This window comes from Stenotrophomonas sp. 116085_Sma, assembly GCF_056479585.1.
On record NZ_CM151057.1, the window covers coordinates 3,355,471 to 3,367,889 of the forward strand.

At 67.5% G+C, this 12,419-nt stretch carries 9 protein-coding genes and 2 tRNA genes; 5 read left to right on the forward strand and 6 right to left on the reverse strand.

The genetic code is table 11. The features are described from left to right. Positions 1–5: 5 nt before the first annotated feature. Both ACZK0Z_RS15810 and ACZK0Z_RS15815 read right to left on the reverse strand, forming a co-directional pair. Positions 6–1,415 (reverse strand): ATP-binding protein, encoded by a 1,410-nt coding sequence (locus ACZK0Z_RS15810; RefSeq protein ID WP_049428723.1) that lies wholly within the window; start codon positions 1,413–1,415, stop codon positions 6–8. 6 nt (positions 1,416–1,421) lie between these two features. Beyond that, positions 1,422–2,150 carry a response regulator gene (locus tag ACZK0Z_RS15815; RefSeq protein ID WP_005408779.1) on the reverse strand — a complete coding sequence of 243 codons (729 nt, stop codon included), beginning with the start codon at positions 2,148–2,150 and terminating at the stop codon, positions 1,422–1,424. A gap of 203 nt (positions 2,151–2,353) precedes the next feature. Between ACZK0Z_RS15815 and ACZK0Z_RS15820 the strand changes: the two genes are divergently transcribed. The 3 genes from ACZK0Z_RS15820 to ACZK0Z_RS15830 are packed head-to-tail and all read left to right on the forward strand — an operon-like array spanning position 2,354 to position 6,983. After that, on the forward strand, positions 2,354–3,592 hold the full coding sequence (locus tag ACZK0Z_RS15820) for an efflux RND transporter periplasmic adaptor subunit (protein WP_049430101.1): 1,239 nt from the start codon (positions 2,354–2,356) through the stop codon (positions 3,590–3,592). Continuing rightward, positions 3,589–5,547 (forward strand): MacB family efflux pump subunit, encoded by a 1,959-nt coding sequence (locus ACZK0Z_RS15825; RefSeq protein ID WP_049430102.1) that lies wholly within the window; start codon positions 3,589–3,591, stop codon positions 5,545–5,547. The genes ACZK0Z_RS15820 and ACZK0Z_RS15825 overlap by 4 nt, the downstream gene beginning before the upstream one ends. Next, a complete protein-coding gene (locus ACZK0Z_RS15830; RefSeq protein WP_197620003.1) occupies positions 5,544–6,983 on the forward strand; it encodes a TolC family protein in 1,440 nt (479 codons plus the stop codon). Before ACZK0Z_RS15825 ends, ACZK0Z_RS15830 begins: the two co-directional genes overlap by 4 nt. A 172-nt stretch (positions 6,984–7,155) precedes the next feature. On the opposite strand, the gene rlmB is transcribed toward ACZK0Z_RS15830, so the two are convergent. From rlmB to rnr, 3 genes are all read right to left on the reverse strand, one after another. Further along, entirely contained in the window at positions 7,156–7,899 is a 744-nt protein-coding gene (gene rlmB, locus ACZK0Z_RS15835) for a 23S rRNA (guanosine(2251)-2'-O)-methyltransferase RlmB (RefSeq protein WP_049430104.1), read from the reverse strand. 93 nt (positions 7,900–7,992) lie between these two features. Further along, positions 7,993–8,487, reverse strand: coding sequence for a GFA family protein (locus tag ACZK0Z_RS15840; RefSeq protein ID WP_197620002.1), 495 nt, complete (start codon positions 8,485–8,487; stop codon positions 7,993–7,995). An 87-nt stretch (positions 8,488–8,574) separates the two neighbouring features. After that, positions 8,575–11,034: a ribonuclease R gene (rnr, locus tag ACZK0Z_RS15845; protein WP_197633198.1), complete on the reverse strand. Its 2,460-nt coding sequence runs from the start codon at positions 11,032–11,034 to the stop codon at positions 8,575–8,577. A 128-nt stretch (positions 11,035–11,162) separates the two neighbouring features. On the opposite strand from rnr, the gene ACZK0Z_RS15850 reads away from it, so the two are divergent. Together ACZK0Z_RS15850 and ACZK0Z_RS15855 are read left to right on the forward strand one after the other, a co-directional pair. Next, positions 11,163–11,247 (forward strand) — tRNA-Leu (locus ACZK0Z_RS15850). Positions 11,248–11,465: 218 nt separating this feature from the next. Then, positions 11,466–11,550 (forward strand) — tRNA-Leu (locus tag ACZK0Z_RS15855). A gap of 56 nt (positions 11,551–11,606) precedes the next feature. Here the strand turns inward: ACZK0Z_RS15855 and ACZK0Z_RS15860 are convergent. Next, a complete protein-coding gene (locus ACZK0Z_RS15860) occupies positions 11,607–12,353 on the reverse strand; it encodes a sulfite exporter TauE/SafE family protein (RefSeq protein ID WP_197633199.1) in 747 nt (248 codons plus the stop codon). Positions 12,354–12,419: the final 66 nt, after the last annotated feature.

Consider the following 12,419-nt stretch of genomic DNA (forward strand, 5'->3'; position numbering starts at 1 on the left):
CAGGCTCAGCCGGCCCGGCCTGGCGGCACCACCTGTGCACTGGCCGGCCACTGCACTACCGCCTCCAGCCCGCCTTCGGCGCGGTTGCGCAGCCACAGCCGCGCGCCATCCTTTTCGGCCAGGGCGCGGGCGATGGTCAAGCCCAGACCGGCGCCGCCGGTTTCGCGCGAACGCGAGGTCTCCACCCGCACGAACGGATCGAACACGGCTTCCAGCTGATCCTCGGCCAGGCCCGGGCCATCGTCGGACACCATCGCCGTGATCGCGCCGCCGCTGCGCTCCACCCGCACGCGCACGCGGTGGGCATACATCACGGCGTTGTCCACCAGGTTGGAGAACAGCCGGTGCATGGCCAGCGGGCGCAGCATCAGCACCGCACCGGTGCCACCTTCGAAGACCACGTCGGCACCGCCCTCGGCGGCGTCTTCCACGATGCTTTCCAGTAACGAATCCAGATCCAGCGCGGCGCGCTGCTCGGCGCTCTCTGCGCTGCGGGCCAGCTCCAGGCCTTCGCGCACCAGTGCCTGCATCGCCGCCAGATCGCCGATCAGGCGTTCGCGCAGCACCTCGTCGCTGACGTTCTCCAGGCGCAGGCGCAGGCGGGTCAACGGGGTCTGCAGGTCGTGGGTAATCGCCGCCAGCATCTGCGTGCGTTCGGCCAGGTGCCGCTGCAGGCGGTGCTGCATGGCATTGAAGGCCTCGGCGGCGCGCTGCACCTCGCGCGGTCCGCGCAATGGCAGTGGATCGCGCTGCAGATCGTCGCCGAGATCCTCGGCGGCGGCCGCCAGCTCCTGCAGCGGCGCGCTGGCCATGCGCGCGACGATGTAGGCCAGCACGGCGATGGCCAGCACCAGCAGGGTCAGGAACCACGGGTCCACGGCCAGAATGCCGTTGTGGGCCACCGCCGGCGAATCCAGCGCCAGCTTCAGCAGCGTACCGTCGTTGAGCGTCACGTCGACCGCGCGGCACTTGGGCGGAATGAAGGCCGGATCGCGCTCACGCGGATGCCGCCGGTGCCCGGGCGGAGGCGGCGGCAGCAGATCCTGCAGCTTGGGAATGCAGGAACGGAACGAAGTGAAGTGCACGTGCGCGCGCGACACCGGGCCGGGCCGGTCATCCAGGACTTCCATCAGTGCGGTATCCGCCCGCCCCAGGCGCGCGCCGGGCTGCAGCGCACGCACGCTGGGCCCACCGACCTCAAGCAGGCGCTCACGCAGTTCGGGATTGCCATCGAGCAGGTTGACGTAGCCCTGCAGGCGGTCGGCAATGCGGTTCAGGTTCTGCCGCTCGAACTCCTGCTGGCGTTTGGACGTAGCCAGCATGGTCGCGCCGATCGCAGCCACGCTCATGCCCAGCAGCAGGATGACGAACAACCGCCCGACCATCGAGGACAGGAAATGGCGCAGGCGCTTCATGGCGGCTTATTCCAGGTTCACCGAGGAGGCCAGTACGTAGCCTTCGTTGCGCACGGTCTTGATCAGGCCATCCGGGCCACCATCATCGCCCAGCTTGTTGCGCAGGCGGCTGACCTGCAGATCGATCGCGCGGTCCTGCGCCTCATAGTTGCGGCCACTGCTGAGCGCGACCAGCTGCTCGCGCGACAGCACCTTGTTGGCATGCGCGATGAACACCCGCAGCAGGCGGAATTCGGCGCCGGACAGCACCACCACGCGATCGTCCGGGTCCACCAGGTGGCGATGCTCCAGATCGAACACCCAGCGCGAGAAGCGCGCGCGGCGCACCGCCAGGGGCTCGAGATTGGCCGGCAGCGCCTCGGTCCGGCGCAGCACGTTGCGGATGCGCGCCAGCAGCTCGCGCGGTTCGAACGGCTTGGCCAGATAGTCGTCGGCGCCCATTTCCAGGCCCAGCACGCGGTCGATCGGCTCGGCGCGCGCGGTCAGCATGATCACCGGCGTGTTCGATCGTGCGCGCAGGTCGCGGCACAGGGTCAGGCCATCCTCGCGCGGCAGGTTGAGGTCGAGCACGATCAGGTCCACGTGCTCGCGGTCCAGCAGCTGGCGCATGGCAGTGCCATCGGCGGCGGTGCTCACCTGGTAACCGGCACGGCCGAGCTGCTCGGCCAACAGGGTGCGGATGTCGTTGTCGTCGTCGACGATCAGCAGTCGATGCATCGTGTTTTCAGTCTCCATGGCGCGATCATCCCGTGTCGGCAGCTGAACCGCATCCGGGGCAATGCGTACCAGTGTATCCAGCCGGGGGCGGGATACCTGTGGTTACGCGTATTCACCGACAGTGTTACATAGAGACATACCCCGAGGATTGAGCCGCCCATCGCCCGGTCTTCACAATGCCCACCAACGCCGCCACCGCGGCCCGAGAGTGAAGCCACGACGTGACGTTCCGCCTGTTGCCCGCGACCCGCCGGGGTCGCCTGATACTGATCGCCCTGCTTGCCCTGATCGTTGCCGTGGCCGCCTGGTGGCTGCTTCGCAAGCCCGCCGCCCCGGCCGTGGCGACCACCCCGGTCAGCCGCGGCGACATCGAACAGACCGTGGATGCCACCGGCGTGATCGACGCCTACAAGCTGGTCAGCGTGGGTGCGCAGGCCTCGGGTCAGATCAAGTCGCTGAAGGTGCAGCTGGGCGACACGGTGAAGGAAGGCGACCTGATCGCCGAGATCGACGCCACCACCCAGCAGAACCAAGTGCTCAACGCGCAGGCCTCGCTGGACCAGGTCACCGCCCAGCGCGCCGTGCAGCAGGCCACCCTGCGCCAGGCCGAACTGGAGTTCGCGCGCCAGCAGCAGATGCTGGCCGCCGAAGCCACCTCGCGCCAGGAATATGATGCCGCCGAGGCCCAGCTGAAGACCGCCCGCGCCCAGTTGCAGTCCTACGAGGCGCAGATCAAGGGTCGCCAGACCGAACTGGGCACCGCCCGCGCCAACCTGGCCTACACCCGCATCACCGCGCCGATGGATGGCACCGTGGTGGCGGTGGTGGCCGAGGAAGGCCGCACCGTGAACGCCAACCAGACCGCGCCCACCATCGTGATGCTGGCGCGGCTGGACGTCGTCACCGTCAATGCCGAGATCTCCGAGGCCGACGTGGTCAAGATCAAGGCCGGCATGCCGGTGTACTTCACCACCCTGGGTGACCCGGACCGCAAGTACCACGCCACCCTGCGCCAGATCAATCCGGCGCCGGCCTCGATCGCCAACGAGAACTCCTCCAGTTCCAGCAGTTCGTCCAGCTCCAGTTCCAGCAGCGCGGTCTACTACAACGCGCTGTTCGACGTGGAAAACCCGGACGGCACGCTGCGCATCGACATGACCGCGCAGGTCTCGGTACTGCTCAAGCAGGCCAAGAACGTGCTGATGGTGCCGGCGGTAGCGCTGGGGCCGAAGCGCCGTGGCGATGAGCGCATGGTGCGGGTGCTGGATGACAAGGGCCAGCCGCAGCCGCGCAAGGTGACGGTCGGCATCAACAACGGCGCCTCGGCAGAAATCCTGTCCGGGCTGAAGGAAGGCGAGCGCGTGGTGGTCGGCGAGGCCAATGCGGCTGCGGCCGGTGGCGGCAGCCGTGGCGGCATGCAGATGCGGGTCGGCGGCCCGGGCATGGGTCCGCGCCGATGAGCACGACGGCGCCGCTGCTGCGCCTGCGCGACCTGCGACGCGAATTCCCGGCTGGCGATGACGTCATCGCCGTACTGCGTGACGTCAACCTGGATATCCACGCCGGCGAGATGGTGGCGATCGTCGGCCAGTCCGGCTCGGGCAAGTCGACGCTGATGAACATTCTCGGCTGCCTCGACCGCCCTACCCGCGGCAGCTACCAGGTGGCCGGGCGCGAAACCGGCAGGATGGAGCCGGACGAACTGGCCGAACTGCGCCGCGAGCATTTCGGCTTCATCTTCCAGCGCTACCACCTGCTGGGTGACCTGGACGCGCGTGGCAACGTGGAAGTCCCCGCGGTGTATGCCGGCAGCCCCGGCCCGGTGCGCAACGCGCGCGCCGAACAGCTGCTGCAGCGGCTGGGCCTGGGTGATCGCATGCACCACAAGCCGGGCCAGTTGTCCGGCGGCCAGCAGCAGCGCGTATCGATCGCGCGTGCGCTGATGAACGGCGGCGAGGTGATCCTGGCCGACGAACCGACCGGCGCGCTGGACACGAAATCCGGCGAAGAAGTGATGGCGATCCTCGGGGAGCTGCATGCCGAAGGCCACACCATCATCATCGTCACCCACGACATGAGCGTGGCCCAGCACGCGCAGCGCATCATCGAGATCCGTGATGGCGAGATCATCGCCGACCGCGCCAACCCGGAGGCACCGACCTACCGTGCGCAGCGCGAAGCCAGCACCGGCGTTGCCCACGGCAACAGCTGGCGGGCGGCCCGGGATCGTTTCACCGAAGCGTTCCGCATGGCCCTGCTGGCGATGAACGCGCATCGGCTGCGCACCTTCCTGACCATGCTCGGCATCATCATCGGCATTGCCTCGGTGGTCTCGGTGGTGGCGCTGGGCAACGGCTCGCAGCAGCAGATCCTGCAGAACATCAGTGCGCTGGGCACCAACACCATCGACGTCTATCCCGGCCGCGGCTTCGGCGACATGCGCTCGGCCCGCGTGCAGACCCTCAAGGCCAGCGATGCCGATGCCCTGTCCCGGCAGAGTTATGTGGACAGCGCCACGCCCAGCGTGTCCAGTTCGGTCACCGCGCGCTACCGCAACCAGTCGTCCACCGCGCAGGTCAGCGGTGTCGGCGAGCAGTTCTTCCGGGTCAAGGGCGTGAACCTGCTCAGCGGCAGCTTCTTCGATGCCGATGCGGTGAAGGGCCTGGGCCAGGTGGCGGTGATCGATGAGAACACCCAGACCCAGTTCTTCCCCGATGTCGATCCGATCGGCCAGGTGATCCTGCTCGGCAACGTGCCGGCACGCGTGGTCGGCGTGGCCAAGCGGCAGAGCTTCGGCTTCGGTGGCAGCACCAGCCTCAGCGTATGGGTGCCCTACACCACGGTGATGTCGCGCATGCTCGGCCAGAGCCACGTCTCCAGCATCACCGTACGCGTGGACGACAGCACGCCGATGGATGCCGCACAGGAAGCGATCACCCGCCTGCTGACCCTGCGCCACGGCACCGAGGATTTCTTCCTCAGCAACAGCGCCGAGATCCGCGAGACCATCGAACAGACCACGCGCACGATGACCCTGCTGATCGGCGCCATTGCCGCCATCGCGCTGCTGGTCGGCGGCATCGGCGTGATGAACATCATGCTGGTGTCGGTGACCGAGCGAACGCGCGAGATCGGCGTGCGCATGGCCGTGGGCGCACGGCAGAGTGACATCCGCCAGCAGTTCCTGATCGAAGCGGTACTGGTGTGCCTGCTCGGTGGCGTACTCGGCATCGGCCTGGCCTTGCTGCTGGGCTCGATGATCGGCCGCTTCGCCAGTGACTTCCAGGTGCTGTTCTCCACCGCTTCGATTGTTGCCGCGTTCGCCTGCTCGACCCTGATCGGCGTGGCGTTCGGCTTCCTGCCCGCGCGCAATGCCGCGCAGCTCGACCCGGTCGAGGCCCTGGCCCGCGAATGACGATGATGACCCGACTGCCCTTCCCCGCTCCCTCGCGCCTGCTGCTGGCCGGCGCTGTCCTGCTCGCCCTGTCCGCGTGTGCCTCGGTGGGTCGCTATCCGGTGCAGGACCCCGACGTGGCGGCCAGCTACGGGCGTGGCGATGCCACGCTCAATGCACCGGCCGACGACCCGCGCAGCAGCCTGGATACCCCCGGCCGCGACATCCGCCAGGACACCTGGTGGACCGGCTTCGGCGATGAGCGGCTGGACCGTCTGGTGGCCCGCGCGCTGGCCGCCAACAGCGACCTTGCCGCCGCCGGCCTGGCCGTGCAACGCTCACGCCTGCAGGCCGGGCTGGCCAGCAACGCGCTGTGGCCGCAGCCTTCTTCGTCCGGCGTAAGCGGTAATGCCAGCCGCGCCACCGACCAAGCCGACGACTGGCGCCGCAGTTATTCCACTGGCGTCTCGCTGGGCTGGGAGGTCGATCTGTGGGGCCGCCTGCGCACCCAGCGCGACATCGCCCGCTGGGAAGCCCAGGCCAGCGAGGAAGACCGGCAGAACACCGCGCTGCTGGTGATCAGCGACACCATCACCCAGTACTGGAACCTGGCCTATCTCAACCAGTCGATCGCCACCGGGCAGGCCAACCTGGAGCGGCTCGAACGCACCCGCGAACTGGTGCAGGCGCGCTTCGATGCCGGTGCTGTGTCGCGCCTGGAAGTGCGCCAGGCACTGCAGAACCTGCAGTCGCAGCGGTCCTCGCAGAGCGCGCTGGAACAGCAGCGGGTGGAGGTGCGCAATGCGCTGACCGTGCTGCTGGACGGCACGCCGTGGCCGCAGCAGGACGAGCCGCAGGACCTGCTGGGCGCACACAGCCCGGGCATCAGCGAAGGCCTGCCGGCCGACCTGCTCGGCCGCCGTCCCGACCTGCGCGCGGCCGAACTTCGCCTGCGCAACAGCCTGAAGACCATCAAGGTGACCGCCACCCAGTACTACCCCGCGTTGAGCCTGACCGGCAGCCTCGGCTCCAGTGCAACCTCGCTGGGTGATGTGCTGCGCAACCCGGTGGCCACGCTCGGCGCGGGCCTGTCGCTGCCGTTCCTCAACCTGCAGCGCGCGCAGCTGGATACGGATATCGCCGGCACCGCCTATCAGATCGCCGCCACAAACTTCCGCAAGACGCTGTACACCGCGCTCTCGGAAGTGGACAACGCGTTGTCCGCGCGCGAACAGCTGGCACGCCAGGTGGCGGCCTCGCAGGCCTCGTACGACGAAGCGGTGGAAGTGGAGCGCGCGCAGGAAGTGCGTTACCGCGTGGGCGCCACCGACCTGCGCACCTGGCTGGAAGCGCAGCAGACCCGGCGCGATGCCGAGCTGTCGCTGGCGCGCGTGCGCCAGGGGCAGCTGAATAACGACGTCACCCTGTTCAAGGCGTTGGGCGGCAGCGCGGGGTGAAGCCGCGAGAGCGCCAACCAAGGTTGGCGACTACCGGGCAGGTGTCGACCTGGGTCGACACGCTACTTCTGTAGAGCCGAGCCCATGCTCGGCTGCTTTCTGATCGGGAAGACGCGCCCGCGCTGCGTGCGACAGCCGAGCGTGGGCTCGGCTCTACAAGACCGCTGGCGGATCAACCGCGCTGGCGCACGGCCTCGAACAGGCTGACGCCGGCAGCGACCGAGACATTCAGGCTCTCGATCTCGCCCGGCATCGGGATCTTGACCAGGCCATCGCAGTTCTCGCGGGTCAGGCGACGCAGGCCATCGGCCTCGCCACCGAGCACCAGGGCGATGTTGCCCTTCAGGTCCAGCTGGTACAGCGAAGCGGTGGCTTCACCGGCCAGGCCATAGATCCACACGCCCAGCTTCTGCAGGTCCTTCAGGCAGCGCGACAGGTTGGTCACCGCCACCACCGGGATCAGATCGGCGGCACCGGCCGAGGTCTTGCGCACGGTGGCATTGACCGTAGCCGACTTGTCCTTGGGGATGATCACGGCGGTCGCACCGGCCGCAGCGGCCGAGCGCAGGCAGGCGCCGAGGTTGTGCGGGTCCTGCACTTCGTCCAGCACCAGCAGCAGGGCCTTGCCTTCGGCTGCGGTGACCAGGCCTTCCAGCTCGTTCTCGCTGTAGGTGCGGGCAGCAGCATAGCGCGCGGCCACGCCCTGGTGGCGCACCGAACCGCCCACGCCATCCAGCGCCTGACTGTTCACCTTGCGCACGTCGATGCCCTTGCGGCGGGCATTTTCCTCGATCTCGGTCAGGCGCGGGTTCTTCGCACCGGCCTCGACCAGCACTTCGCGGACGTTCTCGGCGTCGTTCTCGATGGAGGAGGCGACGGCGTTGACGCCGACGATCCACTGGCTGTTCTTGCTCATGCGGGCGGGGACCGGAAAGGGGGTGGCTATGGTAGAGCATCGGCGGCGGCCGCGCTTCGCGCTCGCCGGGCATGGCCCGGCGCTACCCGCCTTTCACCCTTCGGCTGAACGGCTGCGCGGCGGCCAGTGCGGCGTGTCGTGGTCCGGGTGCTGATGGGACACGATGGTAGCCAGGAACTCCAGCGCCGCGATGTCTTCCTCGGTACGACGGGCCGGCAGGCTGGCCAGCGTATCGACAAACGGCAGCTTGCGCTCGACTCCGTACTGGATCGTCGGCGGCAGGCGCTCGGGTTCGTCAAAGGCACCGGCGGCCACCGCCACGCCGTCCGGCGCCTCGTAGGTCAGCGGCGTGCCGCAGTCGGCGCAGAAGCCACGCCGCACCACGTTGGACGACTGGAAATAGCGCGGCTGGCCGCGGGTCCAGCTGAACTGCACGCCGCGCACGGATACCAGCGGCGCGTAATAGGCACCGAACGCCTTCTGGCACATCCGGCAATGGCAGATCGAGCTGTCGGTCAGCGCACCGCGCGCCTGGAAGCGGATCGCGCCGCACTGGCAGCCGCCGCTGTATTCGGGTTGGCCTTGCATGGTGCGTTCCTCCGAAACGTCGTGCCAACGCACGGTTGGCACCTACCGGGTGAGGTGGGGGCCGACCGTTGGTCGGCACGCCTTTCATCAATATTGCTTCTTGGTGCGCTTGGCCGGCTTGCCACGCTCGGGCAGCGGCGGCAGGCCATCGCCTTCGTCCTCGCCCTTGTGCTCGACCAGGCGGAAATCGATCTTGCGCTCTTCCATGCTGGCCTTCAGTACCAGGATGCGCACGCGGTCGCCCAGGCGGTAGCTGCTGCCGCGGCGTTCGCCGGTCAGCGTCTTGCGGGTGGCGTCGAACTTGTAATAGTCCTGCGGCAGTTGGGTCACGTGCACCAGGCCCTGCACCTTCGACTCGTCCAGTTCCACGAACAGGCCGAAGCTGGTTACGCCGCTGATCACGCCGTCGAACTGGCCGCCCACATGCTTTTCCATCCACGCGGCGCGGTAGCGCTCGTCCACCTCGCGCTCTGCCTCGTCGGCACGTCGCTCGCGTTCGGAACATTGCAGTGCCAGCGCGGCCATCTCGCGGGCGTTGTAGGTGAACTTGTCCAGCGGCTTGCCGGACAGTGCGTGCTTGATCGCGCGATGCACCAGCAGATCGGGGTAGCGGCGGATCGGCGAGGTGAAATGCGCGTACGCCTCCAGCGCCAGGCCGAAGTGGCCGTGATTCTCCGGGCTGTAGATCGCCAGGCTCTGGCTGCGCAGCAGCACCGATTCCAGCAGCGTGGCATCGGGGCGGTCGCGGATCTTCTTCAGCAGCTTGGTGTAGTCACCCGGGCGCACCTTCGACCACGGCGGCAGGCTCAGCTTGAACTCCTTGAGGAATTCCAGAAGGTCGGCGTACTTGGTTTCCGGCGGCTTCTCGTGGATGCGGTACGGGGCCGGCACGTGGCGCGACAGCAGGTACTTCGCCGCCTCGACGTTGGCCGCGATCATGCATTCCTCGATCAGCTTGTGCGCGTCGTTGCGCACCAGCATGCCGGCCTGGGTGACTTCACCGCGGTTGTCCAGCACGAAGCGCACTTCACTGCTTTCGAACTCGATGGCACCGCGCTTGGTGCGCGCCTTGGACAGCACCTTGTACAGCTGGTGCAGGCGCTGTACCTGCGGCAGCAGGTCGCCCATCCAGGCTTTGGTATCGGCATCGTCCTCGCCCACCGCCTTCCACACCTGGGTGTAGGTCAGGCGCGCGTGCGAGTTCATCACCGCTTCGTAGAAGCGCGAATGCGTGACCAGGCCGTCGCGGTCGATCTGCATGTCGCAGACGAAGCACATGCGGTCGACCTTCGGCATCAAAGAGCAGATGCCGTTGGACAGCGTCTCCGGCAGCATCGGCACCACGAAGCCCGGGAAATACACCGAGGTCGCGCGCTTCTGCGCTTCCTCGTCCAGCGGCGTGCCGGGGCGAACGTAGTTGGAGACATCGGCAATCGCCACCACCAGGCGGAAGCCATCGGCATTCGGTTCGCAGTACACCGCGTCGTCGAAGTCCTTGGCATCTTCACCATCGATGGTCACCAGCGGCGTGCTGCGCAGGTCGACGCGGTCGCCGATCATCGCCGGCTCGACCACCATCGGCACCGACGCGGCTTCGTCCAGCACTTCCTGCGGGAACTCGAACGGCAGTTCGTGGCCGTGGATCGCGGTTTCCACCACCAGCGAGGCGGTCAGCTTGTCGCCGAGCACGGCGATGATGCGGCCGATCGGCGGACGGCGGCTGTCCGGCGCCTGGGTCAGCTCGCAGACCACCAGCTGGCCGTCACGCGCGCCACCGGTCTGGTCCGGCGGCACCTGCACGTTGCGCTGCACGCGCTTGTCGTCGGGCACCACGTAATTGATACCCATCTCGATGCTGAAGCGGCCGATCAGGCGGGTCATGCCGCGTTCGAGCACGCGTGCAATGCTGCCTTCGCGACGGCCACGGTGGTCGATGCCGGTCACGCGGGCCAGCACCTTGTCGCCGTGCATCACCTTGCGCATTTCATACGGCGGCAGGAACAGATCATCGCCACCCTCGACCGGGCGCAGGAAGCCGAACCCTTCCGGGTTGGCGATCACCACGCCGGTCACCAGGTTCAGGGTCTGGATCGGGGCGAAGCCGCCACGGCGGTTCTGCACCAGCTGGCCATCACGGACCATGGCGCCGAGCCGGCGCGACAGCGCCTCGGCACGGTCCGGCGCGGTCAGTCCCAGGCGTGCGCCCAGTTCCTCGGCGGTCTGCGGCCCTTCGCAACGCTCCAGCAGGGCCAGGATGGCCTCGCGGCTGGCGATGGGCTGTTCGTATTTCTCGGCTTCGCGCGCGGCATAGGGATCGTCGATCACCTTGCCGGTCGGCGGCAGCTTGCGGCCCGGGGTCGGGCCTGGCGCGTCAGTATTGCGGACCTTGCGGCCGCGCGGCGGTGCGCCGCCTTCATTCAATTCGGGGAACCAGCCCGGCAACGGCTTGCCCGGCTTGGTGATGCGGGCTGCGCCCGCCTTGGCGCCCTTCTTTGGGGCCTGGCTGCGGGAATTGCTCCCGCCCTTGCTTGGTTTTTTGGTAGTCATCGCCCTACATGGTAGCCGTTGATGGCGTGCAGAACGGGTCAGCGCCCGCCTTGGAGGCGTTGGATTAATAAATTTCAGAAAGTCGTTGACAGTCCCCGGATTCATCTTCACAATTGCGCCTCTGGAACGCCCAGGTGGCGGAATTGGTAGACGCACTAGTTTCAGGTACTAGCGGGTAAAACCGTGGAGGTTCGAGTCCTCTCCTGGGCACCAACGAAAAAACTCCTCGCTTCGGCGGGGATTTTTTTTGCCCGCAATTCGGCGTTGTGGCCCCTGGGGTCAGAGCCCGTTTCGCGAGCGAAGCAGGATCCGACCCCGGCTTCGATCGGCGCTGGGGTCGGATCCCTTTCCGCGAGGAAAGGGCTCTGCCCCCATAGCAGTAAAAAGTGTTGACACCCCCGTCACAGCACCCCATAATCTCGCTCCTCGACGCCCAGGTGGCGGAATTGGTAGACGCACTAGTTTCAGGTACTAGCGGGTAAAACCGTGGAGGTTCGAGTCCTCTCCTGGGCACCACGTCGAGAATGAGAAAAACCCGCGAAAGCGGGTTTTTTCATGCCCGGAATCCGGCATCAGAACAGCGGCCGCAACACCAGTTCCAGCCCAAGCAGCAGCAGGAACCCGAGGAAACAGGCGCGGAACACCCGTGCGCTGATGCGCTGCCGGATCACTTGGCCCAGCCACATGCCCAGCAGCGCCGGCACCACCGCCAGCGCACTCAGGCCCAGCTGCTGGATGCCGAATGCACCGTGCATCACCAGTCCGGTGGTCAGCGAAATCGTTGACACGGTGAACGCCAGCCCCAGCGCCTGCACCAGTTCCTCGCGCTGCAGCCCCAGCGACTGCAGGTACGGCACCGCTGGCATCACGAACACACCCGTCGCACCGGTGACCACGCCCGACAGCGCACCGACCAGCGGCCCCAACCAACGCTCGCGCCGCTGCGGCACGCGGAATACCGGCGCCAGCAGCGCATAGGCCGCATAGACCACCAGGGCCAGGCCCAGGGCAACGCGCGACCCGGTGCGGTCGACCCGCACCAGCAGCGCTGCCGAAGCCAGGGTCACCACCACCACTGCCAGCATCATCGGCCACAGCCGCCGCACGATGCCGCCCAGCGACGGACCGGACACCAATTGCCACGCGTTGGTGACGAAGGTGGGAATGAACAGCATCGACGCCGCTGCCACCGGCGACAGCGTGCCACCGAGCAGGCCCATCGCCACCGTGGGCAAGCCCATGCCGGTCACGCCCTTGACCACGCCGGCCAGCACGAACACCACCACCAGCAACCCATAGAAGTACATCGCCTCGTTCATGCCGCCATTGGAGCGGCCGCGGCAACGGCGCACAATGCGGCTTTGCGGCCCCACCCTTCGGACCAG

What these genes read in the sequence shown, in the direction of transcription:
- ACZK0Z_RS15810 (WP_049428723.1), bottom strand. Translation starts at nt 1,415, where the DNA reads ATGAAGCGCCTGCGCCATTTCCTGTCCTCGATGGTCGGGCGGTTGTTC.
- ACZK0Z_RS15815 (WP_005408779.1), bottom strand. Translation starts at nt 2,150, where the DNA reads ATGGAGACTGAAAACACGATGCATCGACTGCTGATCGTCGACGACGAC.
- ACZK0Z_RS15825 (WP_049430102.1), top strand. Translation starts at nt 3,589, where the DNA reads ATGAGCACGACGGCGCCGCTGCTGCGCCTGCGCGACCTGCGACGCGAA.
- ACZK0Z_RS15830 (WP_197620003.1), top strand. Translation starts at nt 5,544, where the DNA reads ATGACGATGATGACCCGACTGCCCTTCCCCGCTCCCTCGCGCCTGCTG.
- rlmB (WP_049430104.1), bottom strand. Translation starts at nt 7,899, where the DNA reads ATGAGCAAGAACAGCCAGTGGATCGTCGGCGTCAACGCCGTCGCCTCC.
- ACZK0Z_RS15840 (WP_197620002.1), bottom strand. Translation starts at nt 8,487, where the DNA reads ATGCAAGGCCAACCCGAATACAGCGGCGGCTGCCAGTGCGGCGCGATC.
- rnr (WP_197633198.1), bottom strand. Translation starts at nt 11,034, where the DNA reads ATGACTACCAAAAAACCAAGCAAGGGCGGGAGCAATTCCCGCAGCCAG.
- ACZK0Z_RS15860 (WP_197633199.1), bottom strand. Translation starts at nt 12,353, where the DNA reads ATGAACGAGGCGATGTACTTCTATGGGTTGCTGGTGGTGGTGTTCGTG.